This window comes from Sandaracinus amylolyticus (assembly GCF_021631985.1).
Classification (GTDB): Bacteria; Myxococcota_A; Polyangia; order Polyangiales; family Sandaracinaceae; genus Sandaracinus; species Sandaracinus amylolyticus_A.
On record NZ_CP070225.1, the window covers coordinates 309,088 to 326,502 of the forward strand.

11 protein-coding genes are annotated in these 17,415 nt (G+C 71.8%); 3 read left to right on the forward strand and 8 right to left on the reverse strand.

The window, feature by feature from the left end; translation table 11 throughout:
* Positions 1-7 precede the first annotated feature (7 nt).
* From I5071_RS01255 to I5071_RS01275, 5 genes are all read right to left on the reverse strand, one after another.
* A complete protein-coding gene (locus tag I5071_RS01255) occupies positions 8-3,739 on the reverse strand; it encodes an Ig-like domain-containing protein (RefSeq protein ID WP_236520025.1) in 3,732 nt (1,243 codons plus the stop codon).
* Positions 3,740-3,756: 17 nt separating this feature from the next.
* Positions 3,757-7,455, reverse strand: a complete 3,699-nt coding sequence (locus I5071_RS01260) for an Ig-like domain-containing protein (RefSeq protein WP_236520026.1) — start codon at positions 7,453-7,455, stop codon at positions 3,757-3,759.
* A 99-nt stretch (positions 7,456-7,554) separates the two neighbouring features.
* Positions 7,555-8,634 carry a hypothetical protein gene (locus tag I5071_RS01265; protein ID WP_236520027.1) on the reverse strand — a complete coding sequence of 360 codons (1,080 nt, stop codon included), beginning with the start codon at positions 8,632-8,634 and terminating at the stop codon, positions 7,555-7,557.
* A complete protein-coding gene (locus I5071_RS01270) occupies positions 8,618-9,865 on the reverse strand; it encodes a FecR domain-containing protein (RefSeq protein WP_236520028.1) in 1,248 nt (415 codons plus the stop codon). Before I5071_RS01270 ends, I5071_RS01265 begins: the two co-directional genes overlap by 17 nt.
* Positions 9,858-10,421 (reverse strand): RNA polymerase sigma factor, encoded by a 564-nt coding sequence (locus I5071_RS01275; protein ID WP_236520029.1) that lies wholly within the window; start codon positions 10,419-10,421, stop codon positions 9,858-9,860. Before I5071_RS01275 ends, I5071_RS01270 begins: the two co-directional genes overlap by 8 nt.
* Before the next feature lie 119 nt (positions 10,422-10,540).
* On the opposite strand from I5071_RS01275, the gene ruvA reads away from it, so the two are divergent.
* The 3 genes from ruvA (at position 10,541) to I5071_RS01290 (ending at position 14,320) form a co-directional block, all read left to right on the forward strand.
* A complete protein-coding gene (ruvA, locus tag I5071_RS01280) occupies positions 10,541-11,158 on the forward strand; it encodes a Holliday junction branch migration protein RuvA (RefSeq protein ID WP_236520030.1) in 618 nt (205 codons plus the stop codon).
* 5 nt (positions 11,159-11,163) lie between these two features.
* Positions 11,164-12,231 carry a Holliday junction branch migration DNA helicase RuvB gene (gene ruvB / locus I5071_RS01285; RefSeq protein WP_236520031.1) on the forward strand — a complete coding sequence of 356 codons (1,068 nt, stop codon included), beginning with the start codon at positions 11,164-11,166 and terminating at the stop codon, positions 12,229-12,231.
* Between the two features lie 118 nt (positions 12,232-12,349).
* Positions 12,350-14,320, forward strand: coding sequence for a DUF4139 domain-containing protein (locus tag I5071_RS01290; protein ID WP_236520032.1), 1,971 nt, complete (start codon positions 12,350-12,352; stop codon positions 14,318-14,320).
* A 13-nt stretch (positions 14,321-14,333) separates the two neighbouring features.
* On the opposite strand, the gene I5071_RS01295 is transcribed toward I5071_RS01290, so the two are convergent.
* The 3 genes from I5071_RS01295 to I5071_RS01305 are packed head-to-tail and all read right to left on the reverse strand — an operon-like array spanning position 14,334 to position 17,407.
* Positions 14,334-15,005 (reverse strand): NADPH-dependent F420 reductase, encoded by a 672-nt coding sequence (locus I5071_RS01295; RefSeq protein WP_236520033.1) that lies wholly within the window; start codon positions 15,003-15,005, stop codon positions 14,334-14,336.
* Positions 15,006-15,020: 15 nt separating this feature from the next.
* Positions 15,021-15,836: a hypothetical protein gene (locus tag I5071_RS01300; RefSeq protein WP_236520034.1), complete on the reverse strand. Its 816-nt coding sequence runs from the start codon at positions 15,834-15,836 to the stop codon at positions 15,021-15,023.
* On the reverse strand, positions 15,833-17,407 hold the full coding sequence (locus I5071_RS01305; RefSeq protein ID WP_236520035.1) for a hypothetical protein: 1,575 nt from the start codon (positions 17,405-17,407) through the stop codon (positions 15,833-15,835). The genes I5071_RS01300 and I5071_RS01305 overlap by 4 nt, the downstream gene beginning before the upstream one ends.
* Positions 17,408-17,415 lie beyond the last annotated feature (8 nt).

Here is a 17,415-nt window from a genome sequence, read left to right on the forward strand (position 1 = left end):
GGTGCGATCAGTCGAGGCGGACCCAGCGATCCGGGTTCGGGTTCGTGTCGTTGAGCCAGAGCGAGGGACCACGCGGGTCGTACGCGAGGCCGCCGTTCTGCGCGCTGCCGGGCGCACGCCAGAGCGGGCCGACCCAGCGCGGCGTCTCGGCGTCGGGGTCGACGACGACCATCACGTTGCTGCCGTTCGCGCCGTCGTTGCTCGTGCGGAAGTAGACGATCCCGGCGTTCGTCGTGCTGTCGACCGAGATGTCGCCGCTGTCGTCGGACAGCGAGCCCGTCCAGAGCGCGACGGGCGTCTGCGTCGCCTCGCTGAGCTGATCGCGGCGGAGTCGGAAGATCGACTCGTGCCAGACCGAGGTGCCGGTGCTGCTCGGCGGCACCGGCGGGATCCATCCGCCCGCGACGCGCCCGTGCACGTAGAGGTGGGTCGCGTCGGCGGCGATGCCGTTGATGTCCACGATGGTCGCGTTGCGACCGATCTCCACCGGCGCGCCGCCACCGGCGGGAATCGCGTAGAAGATCGTCGGATCGCAGCAGCCCTCGCTGAACATCGGGTTCTGCGTCGACGTGCGCTGCGTGGTCGCGACGATGAACTGGGTCCCGTCCCACGTGATCGCGTCGAACGCGCGCGGCGGGTACGAGAACCCTTCCGGCAGCACGTCGAGGGGCTGCGGCGTCGCGAGGAACGCCCCGGTCCCGTCGGTCACGCGGAGCACGCGGGGGCTCGTCGCGTCGACGCTGGTCGTGACGATGTAGAGCCCCTCGGGACGCGCGACCGCGCCGCCGCCGTCACTGGTGGCGCCGGTGAGCGTCGTCTCCGACACGAGGCCGCCCGACGTCGAGACGCGGTGGATGCGGCCGAGCGTGGCGCCGCGGAAGACGTCGTCGTCGAGCACCGACATCCAGCTGCTGCCGGACACCGACACACCGGACGGCGTCTCGAGCGGGTACGCGGTCTCGAGCCCGCGCACGCCGTCGTACGGGATCTCCTCGACGGTGATCTGCGTGACGCCCGCGCTCGACGAGAGCGCGACGCAGACGTCGCGGCCGACTTCGCCGAACACCGGCAGGCCCGGCGTACCGACCGACGTGTCGTCCTGCGCCGAGCAGCGCAGCACCTGCCCGCTCGGCGCGTCCACGACCGCGCCCGACGTCGAGCCGTTCGTGCGCACGACGGCGAGGCCCTGCGTCGGCGTGAACCGGAACCACGTCACGCCGCCGGTCGCGAGGCACGCCGGGACGTGCGCACGCCACGGGCGGTTCGCGCTCACGACGTTCGTGATCCCCGCGGTCAGCGGGATCGCGTTCGCGCACGTGTCGCCCTGCTGCGGCTCGAACTCGGTGATCTCGATCGTCGCGGGCAGGATCGCGGGCACCGGCGGCGTGCCGGAGCTGGCGCTGGCCCACGAGCCGGCCGGCAGCGGCGAGGAGCGGCGCTCGGCGTACCACGTCGAGATCGGACCTGCGGGGCCGTCGAGCGTGACCTCGGTGTTGACCGCGCTCGCCGAGAACGGGAGGCACGCGAGCTCGGTGCGAGCCGCGTCGCCGGGATCGCACGCGCCGCGCACGATCTCGAACGCGCCGTGGCGGGCCGACGCCGACGCCATCGTCACGCGTACGGTCACGAGGCTGGTGGCGGTGAGCTTGTCGTACGTGACCACCGCGTCGTGTCCGACCGAGGCGCCTTCGGGCATGCACGAGAACGTCGCGTCGGGATCGGCGTGCGTGATGCCGCGATCGAGCGCGCGCGGGAACCCGCCCGGGAGCTCCCAGCGGTGCGGATGGCCCGGCATCGTCGGCGCGGTGTAGATGGGGCTCGGCGAGCTCGTCGTGAGCGGCGCCTCGCAGCTCTCCCCCTCGCGGACACCGGGCACCTCTTCGACGACGATCGTCGCACCGTTGAACGTCGACGAGCCGTCGCGCGAGACCCACACGAAGTAGTCGCCGGGACCGACGTCGAGCCACTGCTCCCAGTCGTTGCGCTCGACGAGGCATCGGAGGCGCGAGGCCTCGACCTCGGCCGCGCCGGTGCGGCAGTCGTTCGCGGCGATCTCGACGTCGAAGCGGTTCGAGCTCGCGGTGCCCGCGCCATCGACGAAGACGCGCAGCGCGGTCCCACCGTCGCGCGCGGCGGCCGTCGTCTTGCGGTAGCGCACGAGCACGTCGGGTCCGTGGCCGTCGGGATCGCACGACGCGCTGCCATCACCCGACGTCACCGCGCCCGAGGCGACCACCCACTCGACGCGACCCGGCGCGGACGTCGCCGCCTGCGCCTCGGTGAGCGCATCACCGCAGCGCTCGCCGTTGGGCGCGCGGAAGGTGAACTCCGCGATGCCGTTGCCGAGGTACGCGTGCGTCGCATCGACGCTGGTGCCACCGGCGTCGCGGAATCCGCGGAGGTCGAGCGCGTAGCTCCGACCCGCCTGGAGCATCGGCGCCGAGAACGTCAGGACCGTGTTGCCCGACGACCACGTGCCGCCGACGGTCACGGTGCGGCCATCGCCCTCGAGCGGCGCGCTCCCGGTCGACGGATCCATCGCCTCGCTGAACACGACGACGATCTCGAGGGTCGCGTCGGTCGCGGTCGCGCCCTCTTCGGGCGACGTGAACGCGACGAAGGGCACGAAGAGATCGCTCCCGGTCGTGAAGTCGAGCGCACTGTCGACGAGGTAGGTCGCGGCATCGAGCGCGTTGCCCGCGAGGTCGGTGAGCCCGGTGAGCGTGATGTGATGCGCGGCGGCGGACTGGAGGAGGCCCGCGACCTCGAGGCGCACGCGCCGGCCGCCGCGATCCCACTCGGGCGCGAGCTCGGTGGTCGCACCGCCCACGACGAGCGCGAACGTGCCCGAGCTCGTATCCATGGGCTCGCTGAACGTGATCGCGACCGTCGACACGAGGCCGACGTCGACGTCGAGCTGCGCTTCGCGCGGCGTGCTCTCGACCACGACGGGGGCGGTCACGTCGGCGCCCGTGGTGAAGTCGAGGCGTCCGTCGGTGCCGAGCGCGCTCGCGTCGAGCGCGTTGCCCGCGACGTCCGCGAAGCCCTCGAGCACGAGCTCGTAGCTCGACTCCGCGAGCAGGCCCGACACGGTCCAGCGCGCGACGCGATCGGTCCACGTCGCGTCGCCGAGCACCGGCGCGCCCGGGCCCTCGAGGCGCGCGCGCGCGGACGCGACGCGCACCGGCTCGCTCACCTCGACCTCGATGGTCGCGAGCGCCGTGTCGACGCCGGTCGCACCCTCCGCCGGCGTGGTGCGCACGATCGTCGGCGCGACCGCGTCGTCGGTCGTGAACTCGAACGTGTACGACGGCGCGAGCGAGTTCCCCGACGCGTCGCGGAACGTGCTGCCGACGGTCACCGTGATCGTCACGCCTGCGGGCAGCGGCTCGACCGGGGCGACCTCGACGCGCGTGCGATCGTCGCTCCACGTCGCGTCGCCGAGCTCGATGGCGCCTTCGTCGGTCGCCGCGGCGATCGTGCCCGCGGTGACGTCCATCGGCTCCGAGAACGCGACGCGGATCGCGGTGTCGGTCGCGACCAGCGACGACCCGTCGCTCGGGGTCGTCGCGATCACGGTCGGCGGCGTGGTGTCGCCCGCGTCGGTGTCGACGTTCGACGCGTCCCGTTCGATCGGACCCGCGTCGGGGAGGACCGTGCCGTCGTCGTCACCGCAGCCGGGCAGCGCCAGCGCGAGCAGCACGAAGAGGAAGGAGATGCGCGAGGTGAGCTTGTTCATCGATGCGTCTCCCACTCTCAGTCCAGGCGAACGATGCGGCCGGTGCTCACGGTCTCGGTCTCGAATAGGAAGATCGACGCGTCCGCGGGGTCGTAGGCCATCGCGAAGTCGCCGGTGTCTCCGAGCGGACTGATCGCGCCGACGTAGACCGGCGTCGCACCGCCGGGATCCATCACCGCGTGCACCTCGCCCGTGTTCGCGCGCGCATACAGGTACGAAGCGGACGTCGTCGAATCGACGAACATCGGGACGCGCGCGACGTACGAGACGCTGCCGCTCGAGCTGACCGTGTGGATGGGCAGCGCAGCGATGAGCTCCGGCGTCGCGGTGCCGAGCTCGCTCCGGCGCACCCGGAAGATGCCGCGGAGGGTCGTCGTCGCATCGACCTCCCACGCGCCGGCGAAGAAGAACCACGTCGCATCGGCGGCGAGGCCGAGCGTGTCGCGCGCGCCCGAGCCGAGCGCACCGACCGGCGTCGCCGCGCCGGGCGCGGCGGGATCGAAGCGGCGGATCTGCACCGGCACGCTCGCGGCGTAGTCGTTGGCGACGAAGAACGACGTGCCGTCGTACGTCATCGAGTCGTACGCGTCGGCCGGCCACGACGTGCCGGTGTCCCACGCCGTCGCGCCGCTCGCGCCGCTCGCGTTCACGAGCCGGAAGAGGCGCGACGTCGTCCCCGAGGATGCGCTGTCGTCGAGCGACCAGACGGCCTCACCGATGGCGACGCCCGCGCTGCCGATCTGCGACGACGTGAACGTGTGCTGGCCGAAGACCTGTCCGCCGGTGCGCGCGCCGTGGAGGAGCGAGCTCGCGAGCGACATGTAGAGGGTGGTCGGCGTGACGACCATCCAGTTCTCGGAGGTGATGGTGATCGGGTTCCCGTTCGACCCCGTCGGGCGCTCGAACGGAATCTCGGTGGGCACACCCATCACGCCGGTGTACGGCGCCTGCGCGACATCGAGCCGGGTGATGCCTGCCTCGTTCCGCACCGCGATGCACACGTCGCGACCCGGTGCGCCGAGCACGGTCATCGGGACGGGCGCGGCCGTGAGGCCGCAGTGCACCTCGCGGCCCGCGTTCGCGTCGAACACCGCGATCGCGCCGGTCTCGCCGGGCGTCGCCGCGTTCGCGCGGACCACCGTCGCCGCGGCGGTCGACGTGAGGCGGTACCACGTGACGCCGTCGTCGAGCGTCTCGTCACCGTCCAGGTCGCCGCGCATGCAGCTCGGCGCATCGCTGCGCGCGGCCGCGCTCGGCGCGATGTCGAAGCTCCCGCTCGCGCCGAGCGCGATCGCGTTCGCGCACGACGAGCCCGGCACGTCCGGGATCTCCTGCACCCGGATCCGCGCGCCGAGCTGGCCGGAGCGCTGCAGATCGTTCGCCACCCACAGGTACATCGGCCCTGCCGGCGCGCGGAACGTGAAGCGCCGCGGGAAGATCGTGACCGGCGCCGACGAGTCGGGCCTCATCCCGCACTCCGTCACGTAGGTGGTCCCGGTCGCGTCGCGCGCGTCGCACGTCGAGCGCATCTCCACGTGCATCGTGTCGGTGATGCCCGCGCCGAGCGGCTCGACGACGACCGAGACGAGCGAGTCCGCGCTCGCCTTCTGGTACTCGACCACGTAGTCGACGCCCTGCGCCTGCTCCTCGTCACACGACACCGCGCCGGTGCCGGGCCACGCGTCGTCCATGTCGGCGCCGTGGAAGTGCTCGCCGGTGATCTCCCAGACGTGCTCGCCACCGGCCGTCGCGGGGGGCGTGTAGCTGGGCTCGGTCGCGCTCGCGCGAAGCGGGTTGGCGCAGCTCTCGCCGGCCGGCACCGCCTCGACCTCTTCGATCCGCACGGTGATCGGTTGCTGCGTCGAGCTGTTCGTCGTCGCGACCCACACGTAGTAGTCGCCCGCGCCGACATCGAGGTACTGGTCCCAGCGATAACGATCCCACTGGCACGTGAGGCGCGCGTCGGGTCCGCCCGGAGACGCCTGACTGCACGCGTCGCGATAGACCGCGAGCGTCACTCGGCTGCCGACCGCGCTCTCCGCGGACACGCGCAGGTAGCGACCGCCGGACGAGCCGGCGCCCGTCGTCTTGCGATAGACGAGCACCGCATCGGGCGAGTAGCTGGTGCTGTCGGCGCCCGCGTACTGACACGCACGACTGTTGTCGATCGTGCGCATCGTCGTCTCGCCGATCACCCACTCGTGACCGCCGGTCGGCAGCGTGCTCGTCGCCTCGGTGACGCGGAGCTCGTCGCGACACATCTCGCCGCGGGGCGCGCGGGTCTGGAAGTCGAGCACGCCGTTGCCGAGGTACGGCGCGTCGGGATCGACGGGATCGCCGTTCAGATCGACGAACGCGCGGAGGTCGACCGCGTACGCGCGGCCCGCGCGCATGCGGCTCGACACGTCGACGTACGCGCGCGTGCCCGCGAGGTTCCACGTCACGTTCGCGTCGAACGCGTCCTCGCCGTCGTCGACGCGCACCGTCGCGACCGTCTCCTGATCCATCGCGCGGTCGAACGCGATCTCGATGCGCGCGAGCTGGAAGTCCGCGCTCGTCGAGCCTTCGTTGGGATACGAGAACACGACGATCGGCACGGTCGCGTCCGCGCCGGTGTCGAAGTCGAGCGCTCCGTCGCCGAGGTACGTCGTCGTGTCGAGCGCGTTGCCCGCGACGTCGACGAAGCCCGCGAGCACGACCGAGTGCGGCGCGTCGGGATAGAGCCGGCCCGCGACCGGCATCGTCAGGCGGCGACCGCCGTCCGACCACGTGCCGGCGAGCACCGTCTCGAGCCCACCCGCGTGCAGCGTCGCGGTGCCGGCGCTCGTGCTCATCGGCTCGTCGAACACGATCACGATCGACGGCGTGCCGCGCAGCGCGACGTTGACCTGGCCCTCGCTCGGCACCGAGTCCGTCACCTGCGGCGCGTCGTCGTCGCCGCCCGTCGTGATCTCGATCGCGCCCTCGTCGAGGTAGACCGACGCGTCGAGCGCGTTGCCCGCGGCGTCGGTGAAGCCGGTCGGCGTGATGCGATACGTCGTGCCGTACGCGAGACCCGAGATCGGCGCGCGCAGCGTGCGCCCGTCGATCCAGTCGGGCGTGCCGATCGTCCCCGCGCCGCCGCTGAGCGCCAGCGTGCCGACGCTGTTGTCCATCTGCTCGTCGAACACGATCGTGATCGCTTCGAGGCGCGCGCTCAGATCGGTCGCGCCCTGCGCGGGATCGCTCGACGCGACGACCGGCGGATCGGTGTCGCCGAGCCCGAAGACCAGCACATAGGGGAGGGCGAGCGTGTTGCCCGCCAGGTCGGCGAAGTCGTCGTCGAGCGTCACCGTGACGCGCGCTTCGCTCGGCAGCGCCGCGCGCGGCGTGATCGTCAGCGTCGTGCCCTCGTCGCTCCACGCGAGGTCGACCTCACGGGTCTCGGTGCCGGCGCGCACCGACACCGTGCCGGCGCTCTCGTCCATCTCCTCCGAGAACGTCACGGTGATCGTCGCGTCGGGCGCGACCCCCGTCGCGCCCTGCTCGGGCGACGTCTCGGTTACCTGCGGCCGCACCGTGTCCGGCGTGAACGCGTCGACCGGTGGCGTCCCCGAGTCGTTCGGGGTGGGACCGGAGTCGGGCACGAGGACCGGACCTCCGTTGCCGTCGCACCCGGCGCTGATCGCGCCGAGACACGTCGTGAGAGCGAGCGCGAGGGAGATGCGGCTGCGCATGAGTCGGAATTCGCCTCCGTCCTCACTCGTGCACGCGGCCGTCACGATCGGCTCACGGCCGCACACGAGCTCGTCGATTTGTGCTCGACGGGCGCTCGATCATTCGGGACGGACTTCGAACCCGAGCGTGATCGAGAGCTGTCCGTCGCCGATGCGGGCCACGGTTTCGCCCGAGGATCCCAGCGTTCCGTAGAGCGGTAGCGTGATCCACGCGAGCTCGATCCCCACGTGCAGGTACGCCGATGCGACGATGTGCAGCGAGATGTGGGTCGCGGTGACGACCCCGAGCAGCGGCCCGCTCTGCTCCGCACCACCGATGCCGCGCTCGCCCTCGCCGACCATCCAGCCGTAGCCTGCGCGTCCGCCGAGGCCGAAGTCCGCGTGGTGCAGACCGAAGGGCACGCGCAGCGCGAGGAGCGCGTTCGTCCACGCGACGGTCATGCGGACGAGCCCGCTCTCGCCGACCGTCACCGAGCCCTGCTCGCCGCGCACGTCGACGCTCATCGCGAGCGGCGCGTAGAGCTCGAGATCGACCCCGAGCCCACCGCCGCCCGAGAAGTGCAGCGGGTCGCCGGACACGCGCCCCACGCCGATCGCGCGCACGCCGAAAGGACGCGCGCGCGGGGTCTCGCGTGGGGTCTCCTCGACACGCACGACCTCCGCGCCGGGCATCCGCTCGCGCGCGATCGCGAGCGCGACGGCGCGCGCTTCGTCGCCGCCCTGCGCGCCGACCTCGACGACCTCGGGATCGCGCCGCATCCCGAGCTCGATCCAGCTCGCCGCGAGCAGCTCCGCCAGCGCGAGCGCGACCAGGCGCGATCGCCCGGACTCCGGTGACGCGACGAGATCGATCGAGCGCTCGAGGTGCTTCGCGGTGAGGGGCTCGTCGACCGCGAGCGCGACGCGCGTGCCTTCCGCGTCGGCGCACGTCGCGCGCACCCGGCTCGCTTCGGGATCGGTCGGCAGCGCGTCGAGATCGGCGTCGGCGCCGAGCTCGATGCCGAGGATGCGATGCACGATCTCGGGATCGATGCCCGCGCACGCCTCGACCTCGAGGGCGACGCGCGGGCCGGTGATCGTGCTCGCGTCCTGTGCGTGGACGGCGTGGGGAGTCGAGAGCGCGCACACGATCGCGACGATCGTGGTGCCAGCGAAGGACGCGCTACTCGATGCCTCCATAACGCCGCACGGCGCTCGCGCGGAGCCCGTGGGGATGCAAGCGAAGGTACTCCAGCGCGCGCTCACGCGCCTGTTCTACGTCGCCCGCGCGGTGCCACGCCTCGACCTCGCGCGCGAGCGCGTCCTGGGCGAGCGAGCCGTCGGGCGCCATCGCGCGACACTGCGCGAACGCCGCGGCCGCGTCGCTCGGACGACCGAGCTGCTGGAGGAGCACGCGGCCGAGCGTGAACGCGACCATCGGCGCGCGCGGATCGCCCCGCCCGACGTCGAGCGCGCGTCGCAGGTACGCGAGCGACTCGCTGGGATGCCCCGACAGACGCGCGACGTCGGCCGCCTGCATGAGCGCCTCGAGATCGCGCGAGGGCAGCACCGACGCGTCCGCGAGCAGGAGCCCGTAGCCCTCGTCGAAGCGGCCCCGCTCCGCGAGCGCGCGCCATCCTTCGAGCTCGGCCTCCTCCGGCGCGATCTCGATCTCGATCTCCTCGTCCGCGACCTGCTCGATCGGCTCCGCCGCGCGCGCGCGACGATCACGCCTGCGCGGCGCGCGCTCTTCGCGCACGACCGCCGTCGCGACCTCTTCTGCTTCGACCGATGCCGCCGCGACGGTGGGCTCGGTCGCGACCCGCGCGGTCGCGGCCGCGCGCGGGAACGCATCGCTCTCACCCGCGCCGAGCACCGCGTTGCCGTCGGGCTCCCACGTGACCTCCACGCGCCCGCGCTCCACCTCGACGCTCGCGCCCGCGCCCTCGCGCCGCACGGTGAACACCGTACCCAGCACCGTCACCACCACGTCGCCCGCGCGCACGCGGAAGCGCCGCGGCAGCCCGGGCGTGACCTCGAAGCGACCGCCACCGTGCACGACGTCGACGACGATCTCGTCGTCGCGCACCGCCGCCACCACGAGCTCCGAGCTCGCGTCGAGCGGCGTCGCCACCGATCCCTCGGCAAAGCGGAGCACACCGTGCCCCTCGGCCGGCAGCGCGTGCGCAGCGTGCGCGATCGCGTCGGGGCCGTGCGTCGCGGCTGGCGTGCGCCGGGCGCCCCACATCAGGAGGAACCCCGCGGCGAACGCGACCACACCTGCGCCGATCGCACCGCGCGCCAGCGTGCGCCGGCGCTGCCGTGCGCTCGCACGTTCCGCGAGATGCGCGGCCCTCGCCGCGTCCCACTCGATGCCCACGTGCTGCTTCGCAGCACGCGTCATCTGCCGAAGCGTCGCGCGCTCAGACATCCCCCAGCTCTCCCCCCATGATCGCGTGCGCCGCCGCGATCCGCCGCTTCACCGTCGCCAGCGAGCACCCACACAGCTCGGCCACTCGCTCGAGCTGCTCCCCTTCGAGGTGTCGCAATGTCCAAGCGAGCCGCTCTTCCGTCGGCAAGGTGTCGAGCATCCGATACAGATCCGCGATCATCACGCGCTCCGCGGACGAGGCGCTCTCGTCCACGATCTCCCCGTAGTCCGCGCCCTCGTCCACACCGAGGAAGCGCATCATCCGCCGCTTGCGCAGCACGCGACGGGCTTTGCGCACCGTCAGCGTGCCGAGCCACGCCTTCGCCGCGCCGGGATCGCGCAGGCGATCCATCCCGCGCACCGCGTCCAGGAAGACGTCTTGCACCAGGTCGTCGACGTCCTCGCGCCGGCCCAGGATGCGCATGCCGATCCACGCGACGTAGCGGCCGTACGCCCGGAACGCCGACGCGAGATCGATGGGCGCGACCGCGGGCAGGTGGCCCGAGACGTCCGCCGAGATCTCTCCTGAAGCCTTGGCGCCCTCGTGCGAGCCCATGACGGGATCGCTAGGGCTGATCAGGCGCAGGCGCCGCGGGGTTTCCCGGCTCACACCGTAGTTGTGCCTCGGCTCCCCCTGGACGGCTCACATGATCGTCTGCGTGGTACTGTCCGCGCGTGATCGGGCGTCTTCGCGGGCAGATCGTGGATCGTGGGGTCGACGGAACGGTGGTCCTCGACGTCGCGGGCGTCGGGTACGAGGTGTCGGTCCCGCTCGGCGCGCTCGGGCGCCTTCCCACTCCCCCGGAAACCGTGACGCTGCACGTGCACACCCACGTCCGCGAGGACGCGATCGCGCTCTTCGGGTTCGCCACACCCGAGGATCGCGCGGCGTTCCGCACGCTCATGACCGTCTCGTCGATCGGCCCGAAGCTCGCGCTCGCGGTGCTCTCCCACCTCGACGCCCGCGGGCTCGCGGACGCGGTCGCACGCCAGGATCCCGGTCGTTTCAAGGGAATTCCCGGGGTCGGCAAGAAGATCGCGGACCGCCTGGTGCTCGAGCTGCGCGACAAGCTCGGGTTCGTCACCGCGGGCTCGTCGTCGGGCAGCATCGGCGCGCCGATCGCGATGCCGATCCCGATCCCGAGCGGGCCGCTGGGCCAGGTCGCGTCGGCGCTGGTCTCGATGGGCTTCAAGCCCGGCGAGGCGGAGCGCGCCGTCGCCGCGATCACGCCGGGCGCCGACGGCAAGTCGGTCGACGTGCTGCTGCGCGAAGCGCTCTCGTCGCTGGGTTGACGTCGATGGCGACCAAGAAGAAGAGCCCGAAGGCGAGCGCGAGCGAGATCGAGCGCCCGCAGAACCTGCTCGAGGCCGCGCCCGCGGGCGACGAGGAGAGCCGCCTCGACGCGAGCCTGCGCCCCACGCGCTTCGAGGAGTTCGTCGGCCAGCCGAAGCTCGTCGAGAACCTGCGCGTCTACGTGCACGCCGCGCGCGCTCGCGGCGGCCCGCTCGATCACACGCTCTTCTTCGGCCCGCCCGGCCTCGGCAAGACGACCCTCGCGAACATCCTCGCGGCCGAGCTCGGCGTGACGCTGCACCTCGCGCACGGCCCCGCGATCGAGCACAAGGGTCAGCTCGCGGCGCTGCTCACGAAGCTCGGCGAGCGCGACGTGCTCTTCATCGACGAGATCCACCGCCTCTCGTCGGTCGTCGAAGAGAACCTCTACACGGCGATGGAGGACTTCCGCATCGACGTCGTGCACGGCGACGGACCGATGGCGAACACGCTGCAGATCCCGATCGCGCCGTTCACGCTCGTCGGCGCGACGACGCGCACCGGGCTGCTCACCGGCCCGCTGCTCTCGCGCTTCGGCATCGAGGCGCGCCTCGACTACTACGATCCCTCGGACCTCGCGCGCATCGTGCGGCGCAGCGCGGGCATCCTCGAGGTCCGCATCGACGACGAGGCGTGCCTCGAGATCGCGCGCCGTGCGCGCGGCACCCCGCGCATCGCGAACCGCCTCCTGCGCCGTTCGCGCGACTTCGCCGAGGTGCTCGGCGACGGCAAGCTCGACGCGAAGACCGCGCGCGCCGCGCTCGAGCGGCTCGAGGTCGACGAGCTCGGCCTCGACGAGATGAACCGCCGCTTCCTGCGCGCGATCATCGAGTTCTACGGCGGCGGCCCGGTCGGCATCGAGGCGCTCGCGGCGACACTGAGCGAGCCGCGCGACACGCTCGAGGACGTGATCGAGCCGTACCTGCTGCAGAACGGATTCCTCGCGCGCACCGCGCGCGGCCGCATGGCCACCGAGCGCGCGTTCGAGCACCTCGGGCTCAAGGCCAAGAAGAAGCAAGGCACGCTCTTCTGAGTCCTTGTCGGAGTGCTCGTCCGCTGGTCCCGGACGGGAGCGCGAAGCGCGCGCACGGTAGGGACCGGCGGGCGAGCCGATTTTTCGAGCCCGCAGCCCGTCGCACGAGGGGGAATCGATGACGACGACGAACGCGAAGCGACCGACCGTGCAGCGCATGGTGCTCTTCAAGCACGGCGTCGCGCACGTCGAGCGCGGCGGGCCCTGCGAGGGATCCTTCGAGCTCTCGTTCGAGCGCGAAGAGATGAAGGACGTGCTCAAGTCGCTCACGGTGTGGGTCGCCGCGGGCGACGCGCGTCCCACCGCGATCGCGTTCGACAAGCCCGACGATCCCGAGCGCGCGCTCGCGGCGCGCGGGCTCGTCCTGCCGCCCGAGGAGAGCTTCTCCGCGCTGCTCACCGCGTTCCGCGGCCGTCGCATCAGCGTGAAGGAGGACCAGACCACGATCACCGGTGAGGTGATCGGCCTCGAGATGCGCCGCGTCGACCAGGGCGTGCGTCCACACCTCGCGCTGCGGGTCGAGCGCGGTGCGATCCGCGTCGTCGATCTCGAGCGGGTGCGCGAGGTGGACCTCGACGATCCCATCGCTGCCGCGGATCTCGAGCTGCTCCTCGATCGACGTCGCGCCGCGTCGAGCCACGAGCGTCGCTCGGTGCGCATCGGCGTCGAGGGGCGCGCCGACGATCTGCGCGTCTCGTACGTCGTCCCCGCGCCGGTGTGGCGCGTCTCGTATCGCATCGTCTCCGACGCGTCGCAGACCGTCGTGTCGGCGTGGGCGATCGTGCACAACCCGCTCGACGAGGACGTCGAGGACGTCGCGCTCACGCTCACGACCGGCCAGCCGATCTCGTTCGACATCGATCTCTATCGACCGAAGACGGTGCAGCGCGTCGTGGTCGAGGAGAGCTCGCGCGCGGCGTCGGCGCCCACGCAGTACGAGCGCGCACCGCGCCTCGCGAAGGCGCTCGCCCCGGCCGCGGCGCCCGCCGGCTTCGGAGGCCCGCCGCCCGCACCCGCGCCGATGATGGCCGCGATGGCCGCGCCTCCGCCGCAGCGGGGCATGCCGGCCGAGGCGATGTACCAGGCCGCCGACAGCGCGGCGCTGCTCGAGGATCGCGGCGAGCTCTTCGAGTACCGCATCGCGCAGCCGATCACGCTGCCGCGCGGCGGCTCCGCGCTCGCACCGCTCCTCGCCGCGCAGGCGCACGCGCGCAAGGAGCGCATCTGGCGCACCGGCACGCCGGCCACGCCCGATCTCGTGCTCTCGTTCGACAACCAGACCGGCGCGGTGCTCGAGGAAGGCCCCGCGGTCATCTACGACGAGGGCGTGTACGCGGGCGAAGCGATGGTCCCGTACACGGTGCGCGGCGCGTCGGTGAAGCTCGCGTACGCGAAGGACCTCGCGGTGCGCTGCAAGCACGAGAGCAGCTCGCGATGGATCGCGACCGGCGTCCGCCTCGCGGATCGGTTCCTCGCCGAGGAGCAGCGCATCGAGGATCGCCACGTGCTGCGCGCCGACAGCGATCACGACGAGGAGGTCGAGGTCGTCTTCGAGCTGCCGAAGCGGAACGAGCGCCGACTCGCCGACGACAACGAGGCGAAGCCCTTCGAGGAGACCGCGTCGTGGCGCCGCTTCCGCGCGAAGGTGCCGCCGCGCAGCCACGTGGAGCTGGAGGTCGTCGAGGTCGGTCACGGCTCGCGTCGGTTCGAGTACGCGAGCCTCTCGCCCGCGCAGCTGAGCGAGTGGCTGCGCGCCGGGGTGCTCGAGGGCCCGCTGGCCAGCTCGCTCTCCGAGATCGTCTCGGCGTGGGCGGAGGCGAGCGCCCACGACGCCCGCGCCCAGCAGCTCGAGCAGCAGCGCGCGCAGGTGCAGCAGGGACAGTCGAAGATCTCCGAGCAGCTGCAGGTGCTGCGCGAGGGCGGCGCAGAGGGCGAGCTGCGCCTGCGCTACGTGCGCGAGCTCGGCCAGGCGCAGGATCGCGTCAACGCGCTCGATCAGGAGGCTGCGAGCGCGCGCTCCGCCGCCGAGGCCGCGCGCAAGCGGGCCGAAGCACGCCTCGCGCAGGTGCTCGGCCGCCCGCCTCGCTGAAGCCGAGCCCGAGTCACTTCCTCAGCAGGCTGAACGCGTGGCCCCAGCTCTTGGTGCGCATCCCGTAGCGCACCCAGAGGATGCACAGCGGCTCGAGGAGTCGCGCGCCGTCCAAGCCGCCGATGTCGACGCCGTCGTGACCGAACGACGTCACGATCTCGCCCACGACCTTCTTCGCGCCCTCGTCGTTCCCGCAGAAGAACATCGTCGGCGTCCCCTGCGCGAGCGTCGGCTTCACCATCAGCGCGTTCCCGATCGTGTTGAATGCCTTCACGACCTTCGCGCCCGGCAGCCATCGCTGCACCTGCTCGCCGCCCGAGTCGGTGTGCGCCAGCGCGAGCTCGGGCCCGTGACCGGTGAACTGCAAGGGATTGGTCACGTCGATCACGACCTTGCCCGCGAGCGCCGCCGGGCCGCCCGCCATGTCGATCGCGCTCTTCGTGCCGGTCCACAGCGTCGCGAGCACGACGATGTCCGCGCCCTCGACCGCCGCCGCGAACGCGCCGAGCTCACCCTTGCCGCGATGCTTCGCGAGCCAGGTCCCCATCCGCTCGTTGGTCTCGGGATCGCGTGGATCGCGCGCGCCGATCGTCACGCGATCCCCGAGCACGTCGATGAATCCCGAGCCGAGCGCTCGCCCGACGTCACCCGTCCCGAGGATCCCGATCTTGGGTTCGTCATGCATTGCGATGCTACCCGCTCACGGCAATCCGCAGATGTCCCCAGCGCAGGTCAATCCCGGACCACACGCGCGCGCGCCCTCACAACACGGCAATTCGAAATCACCGCAGCGCCGACAGCGATCCACTCCGTCGCTCTCGCTCGTGCACGACATCCCGGCGCCACAGCGCGTCTCGCCCTCGCAGCAGGTCCGGCCATCCGCGCCGCACGTCGGGCCCGGAAGACACTGCGAGAACGAGTCTCCCGGCGTCATCGAGGTGCAGCCCAGCCCCGCGCCGCACGCCGCGCCCTCGTCACAACAACGCTCGTACTCGCCGCCGCAGGGCGGCGGCTCCGACAAGCACTGTCCGAGCGTGCCCGACTCCGCGAGACAATAGAGATCACCGTCGCACTCCGCGCCCGGACAACACTGCTCGCCGAGCGCGCCGCAGCGCAGACACGTGCCCTCGTGACAGAGGAAGTCCTCGCGACACGGCGTGCCCTCGAAGCAGCACTCGTGTCCTTCCGAGCCGCAGCCCGGCTCGACGCACATCCCGTCCTCGCACACCGCGTCGATCCCGAGGTGGCAATAGCCCTCGGCGCAGCAGGGCAGTCCGATCTCGCCGCAGCCCTGGTATCCGCAGAGCCCGGCCATGCACGGCAGTCCATTGCCGCACTGTCCGTCGGCGCAACAGACCTCGCCTTCTTCGTCACAACGTGCGCGCGGATCGCCGCCGTCGACGTCCTGCGACGCGTCGAGGCCGCCCGCATCGTCCCCGCCCGCATCGACCTCGTCGACCGGGTCGGACGTGCATCCGACCACGAGCGCGAGGAGGAGGATCGCGCGCGCCCTCATTCCGGCGCCTCGTAGCAGAAGCCTTCGATGCACGTCTCGCCCTCGGGGCAGTCGTCGTCGGTGTCGCACTGCGGCCTTCTCACCGTCAGCGCCCACTCGCCCATGCGGTTGTCGAGGCGCCATCGCTGCGCCGGCACTCGGAACGCGGGGCGCGAGGGATCGTCGGGATCGGCCTCGGGATCGAACGCCGCCATCCAGATCTGCCGACCTGCGGTGAACTCGTGATCGATCGCCGGGAGCAGTCCGCAGTCACGCGCGGTGGAGAACGTGAGCCAGTAGATCCGCCGCCCGTCGTGGGTGTAGGGATTCGGGTTCCAGCGCAGGATCTCGGGCCGCTCGTGGTATCGATCCACGTCGCCGAGCGCGCGGCGCAGGTGGACGTACCGACCGTCGGAGATCCGAGCCGCGACGATCAGCGGCGCGAAGGTGCCAGTCGCGTCCTGATCGGTGGAGTCGAGCGCGGTGAATCCGACCCAGTCCGAGTCCGGCGCGAACGACGGCGAATAAGCACCGATGATGTCGGGCGTCGGGATCTTCCGCGGCTCCTGCCAAGCTCCGTCGATCCGCTCGATCAACATCAGATCGAACACGAACAGGAACCCGCGCATGTCGACGGTCAGGTCGTAGACGATGCGATCTCCGTCGGGCGACCAGTCCGCGCTGTGCCCGGGGCCCACGTCGAACTGCTGCACGACGCTCCCGTCGCTGACGATCTGGATCGTCCGCGAGTCCGGCAGATCCGCGAGCTGCGCGCTGAGGAGCAGGTCGTGCTCGGGGCCATATCGCGCGACGTAACCCTCGGCCGAGACGAACGGCGCTCCGACCTCCGCGCGCGTCACGACGTCGAACACGCGGGTGACCACGTCCGTCCCGCTGCCGACCGCGCTGATCGCGATGCGCGTCCCGTCGCGCGAGACCGAGTGCGTCGTGAAGAGTCCGTCGGTGTCGAGGAATCGCTCCGAGCTCCGCCGCTCGAGGCCCAGCTCGTGCCGCCTGATCGAAGGAGGGGAGTCGGTGGCCGACGAATAATAGAGCCCACCGACGATCGGCTCGTCGGCGAGCTCGAGCTCGATGGCCTCGGACGCCGCGGTCACGCGATCCCCGGCGAGACCACGAATCGAGATCTCGTAGGGCCCGGCGCTGCGGCGCGCCGCGACCTCCGCCCAGACGTCGCGCCACGGCTGGAACACGCACCCATCGCCCACCGGCGCGCAGCGCGTGTACACGACGACCGAGGGCATCCCGCCCTGCGCGAACGTCACCTCGAACGCCTGCACCACCGCCGCGCGGAAGTGGATGTCGACGCCGAGCATGTTCGGCGGAACGAGCGTGCCAGTCTCCGGATAGACGATCTCCGGTGCTGCGATCGACGCCGGCGACCCGGTCGCGAATTGCGCTCTCGTCTCCTCGCCGAAGCCTTCGTCGAAGAACACGCGATAAGGCAGCCCCGCGTCGGCTCCGCCGTCCGGCGATCCCGAGTCGTTCGCCCCGGCATCGGCGTCGTCGTCACCGCCCGACGAACAAGCGACGACGCAGATCGCGAGACACGCGCACAGACATCGCATCGTCATGTCGACAC

What these genes read in the sequence shown, in the direction of transcription:
- I5071_RS01255 (WP_236520025.1), bottom strand. Translation starts at nt 3,739, where the DNA reads ATGAACAAGCTCACCTCGCGCATCTCCTTCCTCTTCGTGCTGCTCGCG.
- I5071_RS01260 (WP_236520026.1), bottom strand. Translation starts at nt 7,455, where the DNA reads ATGCGCAGCCGCATCTCCCTCGCGCTCGCTCTCACGACGTGTCTCGGC.
- I5071_RS01265 (WP_236520027.1), bottom strand. Translation starts at nt 8,634, where the DNA reads ATGGAGGCATCGAGTAGCGCGTCCTTCGCTGGCACCACGATCGTCGCG.
- I5071_RS01270 (WP_236520028.1), bottom strand. Translation starts at nt 9,865, where the DNA reads ATGTCTGAGCGCGCGACGCTTCGGCAGATGACGCGTGCTGCGAAGCAG.
- I5071_RS01275 (WP_236520029.1), bottom strand. Translation starts at nt 10,421, where the DNA reads ATGGGCTCGCACGAGGGCGCCAAGGCTTCAGGAGAGATCTCGGCGGAC.
- ruvB (WP_236520031.1), top strand. Translation starts at nt 11,164, where the DNA reads ATGGCGACCAAGAAGAAGAGCCCGAAGGCGAGCGCGAGCGAGATCGAG.
- I5071_RS01290 (WP_236520032.1), top strand. Translation starts at nt 12,350, where the DNA reads ATGACGACGACGAACGCGAAGCGACCGACCGTGCAGCGCATGGTGCTC.
- I5071_RS01295 (WP_236520033.1), bottom strand. Translation starts at nt 15,005, where the DNA reads ATGCATGACGAACCCAAGATCGGGATCCTCGGGACGGGTGACGTCGGG.
- I5071_RS01300 (WP_236520034.1), bottom strand. Translation starts at nt 15,836, where the DNA reads ATGAGGGCGCGCGCGATCCTCCTCCTCGCGCTCGTGGTCGGATGCACG.
- I5071_RS01305 (WP_236520035.1), bottom strand. Translation starts at nt 17,407, where the DNA reads ATGACGATGCGATGTCTGTGCGCGTGTCTCGCGATCTGCGTCGTCGCT.